This is a genomic window from Streptomyces sp. NPDC006012, from assembly GCF_042871185.1.
Lineage (GTDB): Bacteria > Actinomycetota > Actinomycetes > Streptomycetales > Streptomycetaceae > Streptomyces.
Map to the genome: position 1 here is coordinate 223,009 of NZ_JBIAIE010000005.1, position 16,500 is coordinate 239,508.

Sequence of the window (16,500 nt, forward strand, 5' to 3'; positions counted from 1 at the left end):
CCACACAATCCGGCACGAGGCGGCATCCGGATGCATCTTTCAAGCGTTCTGCGTCGCGTCTGGCTGTGGCGAGAATTCCGGGTCGCAGGAAGACCAGGAATCGGCGCAGGACTGGTGCCTACGACACACTGGCCGCACGGGTCATGACCTCTTTCGAAGAGTTGTAACCGACCACGCTCGCGTTACTTGCGAGGAATAGACCCCGGCCCGCTGAGCGACGGCGAATCAAGGTCCAGCGTGTCGGCTGCCCCGCCCACTCCCTCTTCTCAGGGGAACGGGCGGGGCTCTTTGATGTCTGTGCGTGCAGTGTCGAAATGGCGCACTCTGGGCACGCCGCCGGCCGTAGAGGCTTTTGGGCGGGAGCTGCCATGGGGCGAGTGAACAGGGGGCCTTACGCTGCTCGGCGGATCGGGCAGTCTTGGGGACCTGCCCGCAATAGCCCGATCGGCCTCCTGTTCTTCGAGGCTCGCCGCATGGTGGCTGCCTAAAAACCTCGTAGGCCGTCGGCCCCAGCCCGAGAGGGTTGATCCCGGCCTCGGCATCCTGGGGGCGGTCGCGCTGACCGAAAGCGCGTGAGGCGGCTCCTGGGCTGGCTGGTGCGGGATGCCGTGGCCGGGATCGGTTGCTGAGCTGTTGGACGTCGTGAGCCGTGGGTCACGGTCCAAGAGAGAGGAGGGATGAGGTGGGCGCACTGGACCTGTCGCACCTCTGGGCCCGTCCGGTGTGCGCCGGGGCGGTGGCGCCCCGGACCGGACCGGCCGGAGGCCGCACGCCGGGCCGGTGCGGCAAGCCGCTCCGGCGGCGCGCCGAAGGCGCGCCCTGGAAGAAGTAAAGACAGGTTCCGCCACGTCCCGAACTGCTTCCCGCTCCTGTCTCCCGCTGGACGTACGGCGCCTGGCGTAACCGGCTGGACAGACATGCCAGGCTCGCCATCACTGGACCCGCGCATCCCCAGTCCTGACGGGGTATCAGGTACCGGTCTCCGAGGGAAATTGAGTTGACAACCCGCTCCGAGTGAGCGGTATGCCTCCGTCATGGAATTTTCGCGGGCCTTTGTCGGTGGCAACAGATATAATTCAAAGGCAAGTTGGATGCGCCTGGCCAGGGCGTATGCAGGATCAGCGCCCTGTAAGCGCAAAGGAGAGAAGTCATGAACACCCGATACCTACTTCCTGATTTGAGGCTCTGGAGGCCCCGTCATGCCTGCCGATTCCGGCAACAGCAACAGCGTCACACGCAAAACCCGCCCGTCCGCCGTTTCGTCCGCTCCGGGCGGGGTTTTCGGCACACTGGCGCGCGAACAACGTCTGCGAGCTCTCTCAGAGGCGGACCGTGACCTTATACGGCTCGTCAACGATCCGCTCTTTTCACGCTGGCAGGAGCAGATCAAAGCGATTGGCGGCTGTGCCAATCCGATACCTGTCCGGCTCCACGGTCACCCGGGATGCCGTAACCGGAGAGGTGATCTCGTCCTATTCGACTGGCGGGGAACCTGGTGAGCGGCTGGCCGTGCGCTGCCGCAACCGGCGTGCCTCGGTGTGCGGGCCGTGCTCTCGCCTGTATGCCGGGGACACCTTCCAACTCGTCCGTGCGGGCCTGTCCGGCGGCAAGGGTGTGCCTGATGGGGTGAAGGACCGGCCTCGGCTGTTCGTGACCCTGACGGCTCCGTCGTTCGGGCCGGTGCATCGGGTGCTGGACGGGGGCCCGTGCCGCCCGCGCCGGGATGAACCGCGCTGCGAGCACGGGCGGCGGCTCGGCTGCGGCCTGGCCCACGCCGAGGATGACCCGCTGGCCGGTATGCCACTGTGCCCGGACTGCTACGACTACACCGGCCATGTCCTGTGGCACGCGCACGCCGGGCGGCTGTGGGACCGGTTCACCACCGCCGTACGGCGCCACCTCGCCTCGGCCGGTGGAGTTCCCCGCTCGAAGCTCGGTGCCCACCTGGTGGTGTCGTTCGCCAAGGTTGCTGAGTTCCAGCGGCGGGCGGCGGTCCACTTCCATGCCGTCGTGCGGCTGGACGGCCCGGACGGCCCCGGCTCCTCCGCCCCGGCCTGGGCAACGGAGGAGCTGCTGTTAGACGGTGTTGAGCAGGCTGCGGCAGCCGCCTTCGTCACCGTGCCGGACTCCGGCGCATACGGCACGGAACGGGTCGGCTGGGGTGCACAGTTCGACGCCCACCCCATCGGGACTTCTGCCGATGGTGACGGGCAGTCAGATGCGGCCGTCGCCGGGTACGTCGCCAAGTACGTCACCAAGGGCGCGGCGGAGACGGCTGCCGGGCTGGACTACCGCGTCACCAACCTGGAAGACATCCGTACGGCGGTCACCAACAGCCACGTACGCGCCCTCATAGGCACCTGCTGGCGCTTGGGCGGCCTGACGGAACTGGAACACCTCCGACTGCGGTCCTGGGCCCACAGCCTCGGCTATCGGGGCCACATCCTCACCAAATCCCGCCGCTACTCCACCACGTACGGCGCACTGCGCGAGGAACGAACCGATCACCGCCGGGGCAACGGCAAGCCTGAGGCAAGCCCGGACACGGTCTCCGAATCCGCCTGGCGCTACGCCGGATCCGGCTATACCCCCGGCGAGGCTGGCCTTGCTATCGGCATTGCCGAGGACAACGCGCAGAATCTCCGACTGTCCAGGGAGGCACGGGAGGACGCGCAGCAGTGGGGGAATGTGGGGGAGCGGCTGTGAGTAATGAGAAGAAAAGGAGGCAACCACGGCCCGACGAAGTGATTTCTCCTTGGAGAGCCGCTGAGTTAGGCGAACGCGTGACGGTTCGTGTGTATCGAGTAAATGAGAGCGGAGAGAGGACTCTCATACGGGTAAAGAGGTCCTGCTGCGAAGAAATCCCGGCCCTCATGCGGGCCGGGATTTCTTCCGTATTTAGAAGCCTGTCTTGAAGGCGTCCTCTCGGATTACCAGTCGCTCTTTCACGTCCTCGGGAATCAGTAGGTCCGCCTCAAGTTCATTGGAATCGTTGTGTGCCACTTCAAACTTGATTCCGGCGCGCAAAAGATCACGAGACATTGCTTCCATGCCTCCAGTCTCCCACTGTTCTTGATAGGTGCGACCGTCATGGGTGAGTACCCACCTGTCCTTGGTGCTTTCTGGGTCGATTTCGTCCATCTGATCAAGCAGGGACTGAAGGGTTTCCTCTGCGGTTTCCTTGACGAACCCGCCTCGGTCGAATCGGCCCCCTGGGGCGAGACCTTCCATGTAGTACTTGATGGATGCTTCCACCTGGCGTAGTTGTTCGCGCTTTTCTGCGCCACGGGCGTACTCCCGGTACTCAACCGGGTGATCCCCAAGTTCCTCAAGTACGGCTTCTACGAGAGCCGAGTAAAGCTCTTGAGGGTTTGCTCCCTTACCGCCACATACTCGACAGCGAAGGTACTTGTACCGAACTCCTCGGCTGGTGGATGTGCGTACGGTGTAGTTGGTCTTGCAGTTGCGGCAGATGATCACCCCAAGGAACTTGGTCGCCCCTGACGTCCACGGATTCTCATTGGTTCGGCTAGCTCGGTCCAAAGTGGCTTGGAGTTCGTCGAACTCGTCCGGGGTCAGAATGGCGTCAGCCACCTTGATCGGATTTCCTTTGGTGTCGAGGACTTCCCTGGAACGCTTCCGCCCGGACCTCCTGCCCACCTCAACCCGTAGTCCCTTAATGGCGGGATTGCGGAGCTGAAGCAGAAGCGTTGTTGAGGTCCACTTTCCCCCGTTGGCGCCCGGGACCCCTGCACGGTTGAGGATCTTGGCCGTCTTCGAGGCGGAGACACCGCGTAATGCCGCCCCATAAGCCCAACGCAAGACCTTAGATCCGAGAGGGTCAATCACCAGGCGGACTTTTTCTCCCTTGTTTTTCTCCGTCGCGTATCCAAACGGGGGGCGACCGATAACCCAGGTGTCTTGGGTCTTGGCGTACTGCCATACGGATGCGACCCGGATGCCCGTGTTCGCTGCTTCGATCTCAGCCATACCAGCGATGAGAGAGATGATTGTCTTACCCATCGTGCTGGATAGGTCGATGGGGTCGTGAAGGGATTTAAGGTTCTTTCCGTACTCCTGGCACCAGTTGATGATCACTTGTAGGTCAAGGATGCGGCGAACGAAGCGATCCAACTTCCAGAACATAAGGACGTCGAATTCCGGGGACCGGTCGTTGAGCCAGTTCCCCAATTCCTTACGTTTCCACGGCGGAACCTTCGTAGCCGATACGTTCAGGTCCCGCGCGACACCCACAACCCTGACCCTGTCGTCATTTGCTTTGCGCCAGAGGTCCAATTCCTGGCGGACCGGAGACGTTGTGTCATCGGTCAGGATGGACAGGCGGACTGAGAGCAGAGCACGCGGAGAGTCGTCCGGCAGTTGCTCGTTCACGGTCTTGAGGTGCGCAAGCTCGGTCAGCTCGGCTTCGGTCCATGGGTGCTCAAGGCTCACTGCGGCGGTGGTCATGCAGCAAGCCTAGCGGTGTTGTCACACTGGATACACGTGCAGCAGCTCTACTGGAACATCGGCTTCGACGCCGCCGACTACGCCGAGCTCGTCTCCTGGTGGGCTGGGGTGGCCGAGGGGTCGAGGACCCGGCTGTACATCGGCGAGGCCCTCTACAAAGCGGGTGCCGCCGGGCAGCCCGCCGAGTGGCAGGACCCGGCCGAGCTGTCCCGGCACCTCACCCTCGCCGCGCGCCACGCGCAGGTGCGCGGGCACGTCTTCTTCGCCGGTCGGGAGGTGGCGAAGGACCCGATCGGGGCGATGGCGCGGGTCGTCGCCGACCACTACCAGCGGCCGGTGGATCCCCCGCGCTGACTTACCGGACCTGGGGTTCCTGGCCCTGATGGCGGATTTCGCAGTCGGGGCCGGGAGCCATCACGGCCTCGTGTCCGTCCGGGAAGCGCACGCGGTAGGGCGGGTTGCCCTCCGTGCCCATCACTTCGACGACTTCCGAGACCTGGTCGTGCTGGCCGACCACCCTGCCGTGCTGAACAAGCTGGTCGCCCACGGTTGCACGCATCTGCGGGCCTCCTCACGATCGTGATCGCTGGGTGACGGCGATGCACACGAGCACCGCGACGGCGGTCACCAGGGCAGCCACCGTCAGGTGGTCGCCCAGCAGCAGTACCGACGACACCAGTGTGAGCAGCGGTTGGGCCAACTGCAACTGGCTGGCCTTCGGGACGCCGATCGCGGCCATGCCCCGGTACCACACGACCATGCCGAGGAACTGCGAGCCCACCGTGACCCACAGCAGTCCGGCCACGCTGTGCGCGGTCAGCCGCACGGGCTCGTACGCCAGGGCCAGCGCGGCGGCCGGCACGGACAGCGGCAGGCACAGCACCAGCGCCCAGCCGATCACCTGCCAGCCCGGCATGGTCCGGGCCAGCCGGCCGCCCTCGGCGTAGCCGGCCGCGCACACCAGCAGCGCCGCGAACAGATAGCCGTCGGCGGCCGTGAGCGCGCCGCCGCTCTGCTGCACGGTGAAGGCGACCACCGCCGCGGCGCCCGTCAGCGCCGCCGCCCAGAAGGTGCGGGAGGGGCGGACGCCGGTGCGCAAAGCGGCCACCAGTGCCGTGACCAGCGGCAGCAGGCCGACCACGACGGCGGCGTGCGAGGTGGTGGAGGTCGTCAGGGCGAGCGTGGACAGCAGCGGGAAACCGATCACCACTCCGCCGGCCACCACGGCGAGGCCGGGCAGCCGGCCGCGGTCGGGCAGCGCGATGCGCCGGACCAGGCCCCGTCGCCCGCGCGGGCTCGCCGCCCACAGACAGCAGCCCGCGATCAGCGCGGCCAGGACGCTGCGGACGGCCACCAGCGACCAGGCGCCGAAGCCCTCCAGGCCCCAGGCGGTGGCCGGGAAGGTGAGCGAGAAGACGACGACGCCCAGGGCGGCCTGGACCGTGCCGAGGCGGACGTGCTCGCGGGGAGCGGTGACCGCTATCCCGGTTGGCGTAGTAGCGCTACTCTGTGCTCTCATGCATGAGCGTAGCAGCGTCGATGAACTGGCGAAACAGCTGAGAAGTGAGCTGGACCGCTACTCTGCAGGTGGAAAGCTTCCGTCGAGCCGGTCCCTTGTCGAACGGTTCCGGGTCAGTCCGGTGACGGTGGCGCGCGCCCTGGCGCAGCTGGCCGCCGAGGGGCTGGTGGTGACCCGGCCCGGCGCCGGAGCCTTCCGGGCGCAGCCCCGCACCCCGGCCGCGCCCGCCGGGGACACCTCCTGGCAGGAGGTGGCGCTGAGCGCCGACGGCTCCGCCGACCTCGTACCGCGCACCGTCGACGCCTCCGGCGTCACGATCTGTCTCGCCGCGCCGCCGCCCGGTGTGCTGGAGTTCAGCGGCGGCTATCCGCACCCCTCGCTGCAGCCCGAGCGGGCCCTGGCCGCGGCGCTCGCCCGCGCCGGACGGCGCCCAGGCGCCTGGGAGCGCCCGCCCCTGGAGGGGCTGCCGGAGCTGCGGGAGTGGTTCGCGCGCGGCATCGGCGGCGGCGTCACGGCGGCCGAGGTGCTGATCGCGGCGGGCGGGCAGACCGCGCTGGCCACCGCACTGCGGGCGCTCGCACCGCCCGGGGCGCCGGTGCTCGTCGAGTCCCCCACCTACCCGGGGATGCTGGCGCTCGCCCGCGCGGCCGGGCTGCGGCCCGTCCCCGTGCCGGTGGACCCCGACGGGGTGCGGCCCGCGCTGCTCGCCGACGCGTTCCGGTGCAGCGGCGCCCGCGTCTTCGTCTGCCAGCCCCTGTTCCAGAACCCGACCGGCGCCGTGCTCGCCCCCGGCCGGCGGGCCGAGGTGCTGCGGATCGCGCGGGAGGCCGGCGCGTTCGTCGTCGAGGACGACTTCATCCGCAGGCTGGTGCACACGGACTCGGGGCCGCTGCCGCCGCCGCTGGCCGCGGACGACCCGGACGGCGTGGTCGTGCACGTCGCCTCGCTGACCAAGGCGACCTCGCCGAGCTTCCGGGTGAGCGCGCTGGCCGCCCGCGGGCCGGTGCTGGAACGGCTGCGCGCGATCCAGGTGGTCGACACGTTCTTCGTGCCCCGCCCGCTCCAGGAGGCCGCGCTCGAACTCGTCGGCTCACCGGCCTGGCCGCGTCATCTGCGGTCCCTGTCCGCCGAGTTGACCACCCGCCGTACCGCCATGACGGCCGCGCTGCGCCTGCGGCTGCCCGAACTCGCCCTGCCCCACGTGCCGTCCGGCGGCTACCATCTCTGGCTCCGGCTGCCCGACGGCGCCGACGAGTCCGCCCTGACCGCCGCGGCGCTGCGCGCGGGCGTCGCCGTCATCCCGGGCCGCCCCTACTTCAGCGCCGAACCCCCCGCGGCACACATCCGGGTGAGCTTCGCGGCGGTCTCCACGACCGCGGACATCACGGAGGGCGTACGGCGCCTGCGCACTGCCTGCGACGAGATCCTCTGAACGCCGGGCGGCCTCGCCCGCCGCCCGGTTCACAGCGCCTTGCCCGGACTGCCGTCCGGTGCGGGGAGGGCGCGGGCCCGTCCGGAGCGCTGGGATCATCGACGCATGAGCGATGCATTCGGGATGCCCGAGGGATACGAGTTCTCCGCCGACCGCGCGCGCATCGACGTCGACCGCGTGCACAGGTGGCTGTCGACCGACGCGTACTGGGCGAAGGGGCGTTCCCGGGAGAAGCACGACACCGCGGTCGCGTCCTCGCTCAACTTCGGGGTGTACGACACGTCCTCGGGCGAACAGGTGGCGTACGCGCGCGTGGTGACCGACCTCGCCCTGTTCGGCTGGCTCGCCGACGTCTACGTCGAGCCGTCGGTGCGCGGCAAGGGCATCGGCACGGCGCTGGCCGCGGCCGTGGTCGAGCACCTGCGCCCGTACGGCCTGCGCCGTCTGCTGCTGGCCACCCACGACGCGCACGGGGTCTACGCCAAACTCGGCTTCACCCCGCTCGACCGGCCGGACCAGTGGATGGCGCAGGGCTTCGAGTGAGGACCCGGGCACCCTCGGTATCTCACAGGCGACCCCCCTTGACCCGGGTGCGCGAACGGCACACCATCACGGCATGCCGCTTCGGGTCACGTTCGTCGCCGCCGCGCGCAGCTCACCTCTGCTGGCGGAGCGCTTCCAGGACGACCGGCCGCTGGACCGGGCGGGCTGGGACGAGGTGCTGCGGGTCGCGGAGGAGTTGTCCCCGCTGGCGATGGCAGAGCTGCGCTACTGCTCGCCGACTCCGCGCAGCCGGGCCACCGGCGACGCCCTGGGATACGCGCCGCTCGTGCAACTCGCCCTGCGCGACTGCGACATGGGCCGCTGGCGCGGGTTCACCCTGGGCGAGGCGATGGCCCGGGAGCCCGGCGCGGTGGACTCGTGGCTCGCCGACCCGCGCTCCACCCCGCACGGCGGCGAATCGCTGCTGGCCTTCATCTCCCGGGTCGGTGGCTGGCTGGACACCCGCCCCGCCGACCACGGCGGCCGGATCGTGGCCGTGGCCGAGCCCTCTGTGATCCGGGCGGCCCTCGTCTATGTGCTCAAGGCGCCGCCCGCGACCTACTGGAACATCGACGTCCGCCCGCTGTCCGCGACCACGGTCACGGGCCGGGCGGGCCGCTGGAACCTCCGTGTCGACGGCCCGCCGGCTCAGCCGTCGCGCCTGTAGTCGGTGACGAGGAGGAGTTCCTTCGCGGGCCCGCCGACCCGCCACACCGTGCGCCAGCGGTCCTGGTCCCGCACGGTGAACTCGCCGCGGTAGAGGTCCGCCGCGCACGGGTGGTCGGCGACATGGCGGCCGACGGCCAGGTCCAGGTCGTGGAAGGGCCGGCCGTCGGCGAAGCGGACGTCCGCGGTGCCCGCGGCGGCGCCCGGCAGAAAACGCAGGGTCCGCCCGGCGGGCCGCGACACCCCGCGCCAGGTGAACGTGCCCGACTCCTCGTGCAGCAGCCCGCCGCCGGGAAGCGCGCTGAAGTCGGTGTTCCCCGTGAAGCGCCCCTCGTCGCCGCCGGCCAGATCCCGCACGGTGCGCTCCACGTGCCAGCGCCCGGCCAGATACGCCAGCACGTCCGGCACCGGCCAGAACCCGTCGCCCGTCGTCATGCCGTCCTCGTGTCCTCGTGTCGTCAGATCTGCGTCATGTCTTCGTCGGGCCCGGTACCTTCGCCCGGGCCGGCACCGTCGCTCCGCCCCACACCGCCGCATGCCGTCGACCCTACGTCCGCGGCGCCGATCCCATCGAGGGGCTCCGCCCCCGCGGACCCGTCCTTATTCACCTCCCCTACACCATTCCGAAAACCATAGTTTTATCGAAATTCGCTGGTGATTTCCCTGGGTACTGGCTTTCGGAATTCTGTGCATAACTTTTCGGAAGTGACACAACCATCCAGAATCCGAGGCCGTCTAAGTCGGCGAATCAGCGAAATACGGGGGACTCCTGCCCCCGGCCGAGACGCTGTGCGTCCCGTCTTTGCCTGGGGGCTTCCCGAGAATGCACCGCCCGACCCCGCCCGGTGACAGCCGCGTCACCGGGCGTACCGCAGCCCTGCTGGCCGCGGCCGTCACCGTCACCGCGCTCTGCGCGGCCGACATCATCGCCCGCAGCTATCCGTTCGGCCCCCGTACGCGCAACGTCAACGACCTGGGCAACCAGTACGTGCCCTTCCACGCCTACCTCTGGGACCTGCTGCACGGCCGGGCCCACGGCGGGCTCCTCGTCAACTGGCAGTCCGGCTACGGCGCGAGTTTCCTGCCCGACCTCGGCACCTACCTCGGCAGCCCGTTCGCCCTGCTCGTCGGCCTGTTCCCGCGGGACGAGATCGATCTGGCGGTGTACGTCGTCACCGTGCTGAAGACGGCCGCCGCGGGCGCCGCCATGGCCTGCCTGCTGCTCGCGCTGCGCCGCGGCCGCTGGTGGATGGCGGGCCTGCTGGGTGCCTCCTACGCCCTGTGCGGCTGGGCCGTCGCCGTCGCCAACTACAACACGATGTGGCTCGACGGCCTGATCGCGCTGCCCCTGCTGTGCCTGGTCGGCGAGTGGGCGCTGCAGCGCAGGCGCCCGCTGCTCGGCGTGGTGATCGTCGCGCTCGCCTGGATCGCCAACTTCTACACCGCCTACATGGCCACCCTCGCCGCCGGACTGGTGCTGCTGCTCCGGCTGCTGCTCGCCGGACTCGACCGCCGTCAGGCCCTGGCCGCGGCCGGCCGGGCGGGCCGCACGGTCGCGTTCGGGGTGGGCCTGGCCGCGCCCCTGGTGGCGGTCGTCTACTTCGGCACCAAGCACGCCTACCCCGGCCAGGAGGGAGAGTTCGTCCCGGTGGCGCTGCGCGACCTGCTGGCCCGGCTGCTGCCGACGACGTACAGCTTCGGCAGCCCCGCCCTGTACGTGAGCGCCGTCGCGCTGCTGCTCGCCCTCGCCCTGCCGTTCCACCGCGCGGTGCCCCGCCGGGTGCGCGCCGGGTGGACGGTGCTGGTGGTCACGGTGACCCTGTCGCTGCAATGGGCCCCCACGCAACTGGTCTGGCACGCCTTCGCCACCCCCCAGGGCAGCGCGTACCGGGAGGCGTTCGTCGTATGCGCCCTGCTGGTGATGGCCGGCTGGCAGGCGCTCGCCCACGGGCTGCCTGACTGGCGCGCGCTGGCCGCGGCGAGCGCGCTGCTCGCGCTGATCTGCGCCCTCGCCGGCGGCAGCGCGCTGGTGCACTCGTACACCTGGGCGGTGCTGCTGCTCGCCGTGGTGGGCGCGCTGGGCGGGCTGGCCCTGCTCCTCCTGGCGGACCGGGGCGCGGCCGTCGGCCGTCGCCGTACCGTGCTGGCCGGCTGTGCCGTCGTGCTGCTCGTCGGCGGGCTGCTCGGCGAGACCGCCGCCACCTCCGCCGTGGCCACCCGGCTGCGCCTGAACCACCTGGACGACTACTCACCCTGGGGCCGGCGGCAGCAGCAGGAGGCCGACGCCATCGCGAGCGCCGACGCCTGGCCCCGCTACCGCACCGAGCCCGGCCGGTACCAGACCGTCGGCAACGACCCGCTGATGGTGGGCGGTGAGGGCGCCCAGTACTACAGCAGCCTCACCGCCGACGTCCTCAGCCGCATGCTCACCGCCGTCGGCGACGGCTGGACCTCGCACGCCCGGAGCGTGCAGAGCCTGGACAACCCGGTCACGGACGCCGTGTTCTCCGTCGGCGCGCGAGTGCACAACCCGCCGGACCCGCACCAGCACTGGCTGCCGAAGGGCGGCGGCCCGGTGACCGTCTCCCGCCAGGAGGTGCCGCCCCTGGTGACGGTGCGCCCGCACGGCACCTCCGCGCGCGACGGCGTCCTCGCCTTCGGGCCGTCGCCGTACCGCAACCAGGAACTCCTGCTCGGCAGCCGTGTCTACACCCTGCCCCGGCAGGCGGTGCGCACCGGCACCGGCAAGCCGCCGCAGCACGGCGGCGCGCAGCCGGGACTGCTCGTCGCCGCCCCCGCCCGCGGTTCCGACGTGCCGCCGCCCGCGATCACCGCCCGCTGCGCGCCCGGCGACCAGGTGTTCCTGTGGGCGCCGCACTACTCCGGCACGGCGCGGCTGACCGGCGGCCCGGACTCCCTGTACCGGTCGGACGCGAAGGGCGCCAAGATCGCCGCCATGCAGCCGCTCGGCCGGGTCCCGGCCTCCGGGCGGGTGCAGATCGAGCTGTCCCCGGACCGGCCCAGCCGGATACCGGACGGCGCGGCCGGCTGCCTGGACACCACCGCCCTGCGCACCGCGGTCGACAGGCTCCGGGCCACCGCCGCCACCGAGGTGACCGTGGACGACGGCACCATCCGGGCCGAACTCCCCGCGGGCAGCAAGGGCACGGCCGTCGTCGCGGCGCCCCGGATCGCCGGCTGGCGCTGCGCGGCGGGCGACGCCGAGCAGCGGCCCGCGGCCGAGTACTACGGGCTGATCGCGGTGCCTCTGGACGGCTCCGCGACCAGCCTCACCTGCACGTTCTACCCGCCGGGACTGCGGCTTGGCTCGGTGGTCGGCGGTGCCGCACTGCTGGGCCTGATCGTCCTCGGCGTCTTCGGCGCTGTCCGCCGGCGCCGCGCCACGGCACCCGAGCCGGCCACCGTCCGACCGTCCGAGCCCCTCACCCACGCTCGGTGACCCGCATCAGGGGGAAAGAACCCATGCTCATCTCGATCGTCGCGCCCTGTTACAACGAGGAGGACGTCCTCGTCCGCTTCCACGAGGCGGTGCAGAAGATCGCGGAGGAACTGCTGCCGCTCGGCCACGACATGGAGTTCGTGTACGTCGACGACGGCAGCCGCGACCGGACCCTCACCCTCCTGAAGGAACTGGCCGACCTGGACGCGCGGGTGCGCTACGTCTCCTTCAGCCGCAACTTCGGCAAGGAATCGGCGCTGCTGGCCGGTCTGCGGCACGCCACCGGGGACTGCGCGATCGTCATGGACGCCGACCTCCAGCACCCGCCGGAGCTGATCAAGCGCATGGTGGAACTGCGCGGCCAGGGCTACGACCAGGTCATAGCCAAGCGGACCAGGGCCGGTGACCGGTTCACCCGCACCTTCACCGCCCGCCTGTACTACCGGCTGATCAACCGGCTCGTCGACGTGGAACTCGTGGACGGCGTCGGCGACTTCCGGCTGATGTCCCGGCGTGTGGTGGACGCGGTGCTGGACCTCACCGAGTACAACCGCTTCTCCAAGGGCCTGTTCGCCTGGGTGGGCTTCCCCAGCACCACCTTCGAGTACGAGAACGCGGTGCGCGAACACGGCCGCAGCTCCTGGACGCTGCGCAGCCTGCTCAACTACGGACTCGACGGCCTGCTGTCCTTCAACAACCGCCCGCTGCGCGCCGCCGTCTACCTCGGGCTTGGCCTGGTGCTGCTCGCGGGTGTATACACGGCCTGGATCGTGGGCTCCGCGCTCGTCAACGGCGTGACCGCACCCGGTTACGTCACCACGATCACCGCCGTCACCGCGCTCGCCGGAGTACAGATGACCATGCTCGGGGTCATAGGCGAGTACATAGGCCGGATCTACTACGAGGTCAAGCGGCGCCCGCACTTCCTGGTGAAGGCGACCAACGTGGAACTGACGAAAGACCTCATCCCCTGATGCGTACCGCCACGACCCGCCGCACGCCCCGTCCGGCGCCCGAGCCGGGGACCGGCCGCGGCGCCCGGCCGCTGCCGCGGCAGATCCTCACCTTCGCCGTCGTCGGCGTCGTGAACACGGGCACGTACTACGGCCTGTATCTGCTGTTCCTCATGCGGCTGCCCTATCTTTTCGCCCATGTCCTGGCGTTCCTGCTCAGCATGGTCGGGTCCTTTTTCCTGAATGCCCGCTTCACCTATCGGACGCGGCCGACCTGGCGGAAATTCCTGCTGTTCCCGCTGACCAATGCCACTAATTTCGTGATCACCACGGTAGGTGTGTACGTGATCGTCGACGTGCTGCACGCGGGCAGCCGGTTCGCGCCCCTGCTCGCCTCCATGGCGGCGATCCCGGTGACGTTCGTGGTCTCCCGCTGGGTCATGCTGCCGCGGGCGGCTGAGACTGAGCCCCCGCCTGACAGTGCTTGAGCCGGCGCCGAGCGTGCGAGGTGACAGGCGGTGCGCCGGCCGCCCCGTCTGACGCGCCGCACTCCGCATGTCTTCGACGGGCACGCTCGCGCCGCCTGCACCACCGGCGCCATCCGGCAATCGGCCGAAATCACCCTGGTCAGGTCCGGTTGATTCCCTCATGCTCGGAAAATCACCGTGCGTGAGGGAGGTTCACATGGGCCAGGACTGGAAGGCGAATCCGGCCGCGGGCTTCGTGCAACGGCTCGGGAAGTCACCCAAGGAGCTCGACGTCTCCTCTGCGCCGGACCACTGTCCGGACCTGTGGCTGTTGGACAACGATGACGTGGCGGTCATCGGGCAGGATTTGACCGAGGCGTACCGTCGGCGTCTGCCCGAGGGCATCGGGCTCGCCCCCGGGGAGCGTCTCGTCGTCATCCCCGGCGTCACGCTCAGGTCGGCGAAGCGGGACATTCCCGATGAATGACGCGTGAACGCCGGCGCACCGACGCGGCGCAAGGGCTGAGGAGCACGTGCGGAGGTGAACCCTCGACCAGGACAGGGTCCGGACCAGGGCGGCGACCCGGCGCACGACACAGCCGACCGCTCGGGCAGTACGACCTCTGGGGTGTCCGGACGCGCTGGTGATGTGGTCCAGGCCCGGGATGTGAGCGGTGGCGTGCATTTCCATCACGCCGACTCCCGGTCCTCGAACCCCGGCGTCCTGGTGCCCCGTCAGCTCCCCGCGGCCCTCAGCGACTTCGTCGGTCGGGCCGAACAACTGGATTTCCTGGACGTCCTTCTGAGCGGCGAGAAGGGGATCCGGCTCGAACACCCCTTGATCGTCGTTACCGGAACCGCTGGTGTGGGCAAGACTTCTCTCGCCCTGCGCTGGGCCCACCAGATCGCGGATCGCTTCCCCGACGGGCAGCTCTATGTCAATCTGCGCGGCTATGATCCCGGCCGGCCGTTGCTGCCGGGCGAAGCGCTGCACCGGGTGCTCACCGCTCTCGGCGTCCCGGCCCTGGCGATCCCCGCCGACCCGGATGCCGCGGGGGCGCTTTACCGCTCCCACCTGGCCGACCGCCGGGTCCTGGTCGTTCTGGACAACGCGGCCTCCGCCGCGCAGGTCCGACCTCTTGTGTCCGCCGGCCGTGGCTGCCTGACCCTCGTCACCAGCCGGAGACGTCTCGCCGGCCTGGCCGTGCGCGACGGTGCTCACCACCTCACGCTGCACCCGCTTCCTGAACCTGATGCGATCGCGCTGCTCCGCGTCGCCACGGCCGGACGCCGTGCCGAGGACGACCCGCCGCAACTGACAGAACTCGCACAGCTCTGCGCACGCCTCCCGCTCGCGCTCCGGGTCGCGGCGGAGCGGGCCGTCAGCCGTCCGCACCTGAGCTTGGGCGCCCTGCTCCGCGACTTGCGTGACAGGTCGTCACTGTGGCAAGCCCTGAGTATGGGAGACGATGAGGATGTGGATGGCGTTCGCACGGTCTTCGCCTGGTCCTATCGGGCACTGCCGGAGCCGGAAGCGCGGCTGTTCAGGCTCCTTGGACTGCACCCGGGACCGGACTTCAGCCTCGAAGTGGTTTCCGTGCTGGCCGCCGATTCCGTGAGCCGGACCCGGCAGCTGCTCGACACGCTTGTCGGAGTGCATCTTCTGGAGCAGACCGCCCCCGACCGGTTCGAGTTCCACGACTTGCTGCGTGCGTACTCCACCGACCTGGCCCATGCCGAGGTGGCCGGTCAGGAGCGGGACGCCGCGCTCAGGCGCGTACTGGACTGGTACCTGCTGACGGCCGAGACGGCACGGAAGTGGATCCGCCCCGACGGGATCGAACTGCCTCTCGGGACGCCGGCCGACAACGCCGCTCCCCTCGCCTTCACGGACTACGACGCGGCCGTGGACTGGACCGAACGGGAGCGCGGCAACATCTACGCCGCCACACGGGTCGCCGCCCAGGCCGGGCTCGACCACCTCGCCTGGCAGCTCCCGGTCGTGCAGTGGCGAGGCTCGACGCACTCCACACCCACCGCGGAATGGTCTCGGACGGCTCGCCTCGGACTGTCGGCAAGTCGTGTCCTTCGCGATCGGATCGCCGAAGCGTGGGTTCTGCGGTGCCTGGGCGAGGCACACGTCCGGGACAATCGCCTTGTGGAAGGGGAGGAATGCCATCGGCAGGTTCTTGCCCTCCGTCGCGACCTGGGTGACCGGCTCGGCGAGGCGACCACACTGAACGCGCTCGGTCTCGTCTTCCTCGCAAGGCGGAGACTGGACGCCGCCGTCACCCACTTCGAGCAGGCGCTGGCCGCCTTCCGTGAGCTGGACGTGCCCCGGTGGGTGGCCGTTGAGTTGTCCAACCTCGCCACCACGCACTACGAGGCAGGTTCCCTCGTGCGCGCGGACGAGTTCGCCCAGCAGGCCCTCGCGGCCTACCGGGACCTGGGGGACGAACTCGGTGAAGGTGGTGTACTGCGAAGCCTCAGCAACATTCAGCGTGAGCGCGGTCAGCTCGGTGCGGCCCTCCAGTCGGCACACCGTGCCGTGGACATCGCCGTCCAGCGCCGTCAGTCCGTGTCGGAGGGGCTGCGCCTCCTGGTCCTGGGAGCCGCTCAGCATGCCAGCGGGCTGTTCGGCGAGGCCCTGGCCTCTTACCACCGGTCGGTGGTCCTGCAACGCCGCATCGGTGACCGTAGCCGCGAAGCACTCGGCTGGCACCGCACCGGTGAGACGTATCAGGCACTCGACCGTGACGACGAGGCGGCGGCTTTCCACCGGCAGGCCGCCTCCCGTTTTCACGAGATCGGCGATTCCTGGCACGAGGCCCTTGCCCTCGGTGGCCTCGCCACGGCGGTCCGCGAGCGCGATCCGGACCGGGCGCGTCGCCACTGGGAAGCGTCCCTCGTCCTGCTCGCCGACTACGACGATCAGCGGGCTGTCGCGCTGCGCGACAGCTTTCGGTCGCGGCTCGGGGAAGCGGACTGAGCAC

At 69.8% G+C, this 16,500-nt stretch carries 13 protein-coding genes and 1 pseudogene; 10 read left to right on the top strand and 4 right to left on the bottom strand.

All coding sequences use genetic code 11. From position 1 onward, the window contains the following. Window positions 1–1,461 precede the first annotated feature (1,461 nt). On the top strand, window positions 1,462–2,706 hold the full coding sequence (locus ACFYPJ_RS12450; RefSeq protein WP_389014559.1) for a replication initiator: 1,245 nt from the start codon (window positions 1,462–1,464) through the stop codon (window positions 2,704–2,706). Window positions 2,707–2,898: 192 nt separating this feature from the next. Here ACFYPJ_RS12450 and ACFYPJ_RS12455 read toward each other — a convergent pair whose 3' ends face one another. Further along, on the bottom strand, window positions 2,899–4,467 hold the full coding sequence (locus ACFYPJ_RS12455; protein WP_389014562.1) for a recombinase family protein: 1,569 nt from the start codon (window positions 4,465–4,467) through the stop codon (window positions 2,899–2,901). Between the two features lie 15 nt (window positions 4,468–4,482). Between ACFYPJ_RS12455 and ACFYPJ_RS12460 the strand changes: the two are divergent. Next, window positions 4,483–4,821 (top strand): annotated as a pseudogene (locus ACFYPJ_RS12460) (hypothetical protein); the annotation flags it as partial. 1 nt (window position 4,822) lies between these two features. On the opposite strand, the gene ACFYPJ_RS12465 reads toward ACFYPJ_RS12460, so the two are convergent. Together ACFYPJ_RS12465 and ACFYPJ_RS12470 are read right to left on the bottom strand one after the other, a co-directional pair. Beyond that, a complete protein-coding gene (locus tag ACFYPJ_RS12465) occupies window positions 4,823–5,026 on the bottom strand; it encodes a DUF1918 domain-containing protein (RefSeq protein WP_389014565.1) in 204 nt (67 codons plus the stop codon). A gap of 12 nt (window positions 5,027–5,038) precedes the next feature. Continuing rightward, complete coding sequence (locus ACFYPJ_RS12470; protein ID WP_389014568.1) at window positions 5,039–5,986, bottom strand: DMT family transporter; 948 nt, start codon at window positions 5,984–5,986, stop codon at window positions 5,039–5,041. Between ACFYPJ_RS12470 and ACFYPJ_RS12475 the strand changes: the two genes are divergently transcribed. The 3 genes from ACFYPJ_RS12475 to ACFYPJ_RS12485 all read left to right on the top strand — a co-directional run bounded on the left by ACFYPJ_RS12475 (window position 5,985) and on the right by ACFYPJ_RS12485 (window position 8,628). After that, window positions 5,985–7,418 (top strand): PLP-dependent aminotransferase family protein, encoded by a 1,434-nt coding sequence (locus tag ACFYPJ_RS12475; RefSeq protein ID WP_389014571.1) that lies wholly within the window; start codon window positions 5,985–5,987, stop codon window positions 7,416–7,418. The genes ACFYPJ_RS12470 and ACFYPJ_RS12475 overlap by 2 nt on opposite strands. Before the next feature lie 105 nt (window positions 7,419–7,523). Next, a complete protein-coding gene (locus ACFYPJ_RS12480) occupies window positions 7,524–7,961 on the top strand; it encodes a GNAT family N-acetyltransferase (RefSeq protein WP_389014574.1) in 438 nt (145 codons plus the stop codon). 73 nt (window positions 7,962–8,034) lie between these two features. Continuing rightward, on the top strand, window positions 8,035–8,628 hold the full coding sequence (locus tag ACFYPJ_RS12485) for a histidine phosphatase family protein (RefSeq protein WP_389014576.1): 594 nt from the start codon (window positions 8,035–8,037) through the stop codon (window positions 8,626–8,628). Here ACFYPJ_RS12485 and ACFYPJ_RS12490 read toward each other — a convergent pair. Continuing rightward, window positions 8,610–9,062, bottom strand: coding sequence for a DUF6314 family protein (locus tag ACFYPJ_RS12490; protein ID WP_389014578.1), 453 nt, complete (start codon window positions 9,060–9,062; stop codon window positions 8,610–8,612). The two genes, ACFYPJ_RS12485 and ACFYPJ_RS12490, sit on opposite strands and share 19 nt — an antisense overlap. Before the next feature lie 388 nt (window positions 9,063–9,450). On the opposite strand from ACFYPJ_RS12490, the gene ACFYPJ_RS12495 reads away from it, so the two are divergent. The 5 genes from ACFYPJ_RS12495 (at window position 9,451) to ACFYPJ_RS12515 (ending at window position 16,496) form a co-directional block, all read left to right on the top strand. Then, entirely contained in the window at window positions 9,451–12,087 is a 2,637-nt protein-coding gene (locus ACFYPJ_RS12495; protein WP_389014581.1) for a YfhO family protein, read from the top strand. 23 nt (window positions 12,088–12,110) lie between these two features. Then, window positions 12,111–13,061, top strand: coding sequence for a glycosyltransferase family 2 protein (locus ACFYPJ_RS12500; protein ID WP_389014583.1), 951 nt, complete (start codon window positions 12,111–12,113; stop codon window positions 13,059–13,061). After that, window positions 13,061–13,528: a GtrA family protein gene (locus ACFYPJ_RS12505; protein ID WP_389014586.1), complete on the top strand. Its 468-nt coding sequence runs from the start codon at window positions 13,061–13,063 to the stop codon at window positions 13,526–13,528. The genes ACFYPJ_RS12500 and ACFYPJ_RS12505 overlap by 1 nt, the downstream gene beginning before the upstream one ends. A gap of 196 nt (window positions 13,529–13,724) precedes the next feature. Beyond that, complete coding sequence (locus tag ACFYPJ_RS12510) at window positions 13,725–13,994, top strand: hypothetical protein (RefSeq protein WP_389014589.1); 270 nt, start codon at window positions 13,725–13,727, stop codon at window positions 13,992–13,994. 192 nt (window positions 13,995–14,186) lie between these two features. Next, window positions 14,187–16,496: an ATP-binding protein gene (locus ACFYPJ_RS12515; RefSeq protein ID WP_389014592.1), complete on the top strand. Its 2,310-nt coding sequence runs from the start codon at window positions 14,187–14,189 to the stop codon at window positions 16,494–16,496. The last annotated feature ends 4 nt before the right edge of the window (window positions 16,497–16,500 follow it).

Bases quoted from the DNA above. Each gene is read 5' to 3' on its own strand.
- ACFYPJ_RS12500 (WP_389014583.1), top strand. From the start codon at position 12,111: ATGCTCATCTCGATCGTCGCGCCCTGTTACAACGAGGAGGACGTCCTC.
- ACFYPJ_RS12470 (WP_389014568.1), bottom strand. From the start codon at position 5,986: ATGAGAGCACAGAGTAGCGCTACTACGCCAACCGGGATAGCGGTCACC.
- ACFYPJ_RS12505 (WP_389014586.1), top strand. From the start codon at position 13,061: ATGCGTACCGCCACGACCCGCCGCACGCCCCGTCCGGCGCCCGAGCCG.
- ACFYPJ_RS12510 (WP_389014589.1), top strand. From the start codon at position 13,725: ATGGGCCAGGACTGGAAGGCGAATCCGGCCGCGGGCTTCGTGCAACGG.
- ACFYPJ_RS12475 (WP_389014571.1), top strand. From the start codon at position 5,985: ATGCATGAGCGTAGCAGCGTCGATGAACTGGCGAAACAGCTGAGAAGT.
- ACFYPJ_RS12490 (WP_389014578.1), bottom strand. From the start codon at position 9,062: ATGACGACGGGCGACGGGTTCTGGCCGGTGCCGGACGTGCTGGCGTAT.
- ACFYPJ_RS12465 (WP_389014565.1), bottom strand. From the start codon at position 5,026: ATGCGTGCAACCGTGGGCGACCAGCTTGTTCAGCACGGCAGGGTGGTC.
- ACFYPJ_RS12485 (WP_389014576.1), top strand. From the start codon at position 8,035: ATGCCGCTTCGGGTCACGTTCGTCGCCGCCGCGCGCAGCTCACCTCTG.
- ACFYPJ_RS12455 (WP_389014562.1), bottom strand. From the start codon at position 4,467: ATGACCACCGCCGCAGTGAGCCTTGAGCACCCATGGACCGAAGCCGAG.
- ACFYPJ_RS12480 (WP_389014574.1), top strand. From the start codon at position 7,524: ATGAGCGATGCATTCGGGATGCCCGAGGGATACGAGTTCTCCGCCGAC.
- ACFYPJ_RS12495 (WP_389014581.1), top strand. From the start codon at position 9,451: ATGCACCGCCCGACCCCGCCCGGTGACAGCCGCGTCACCGGGCGTACC.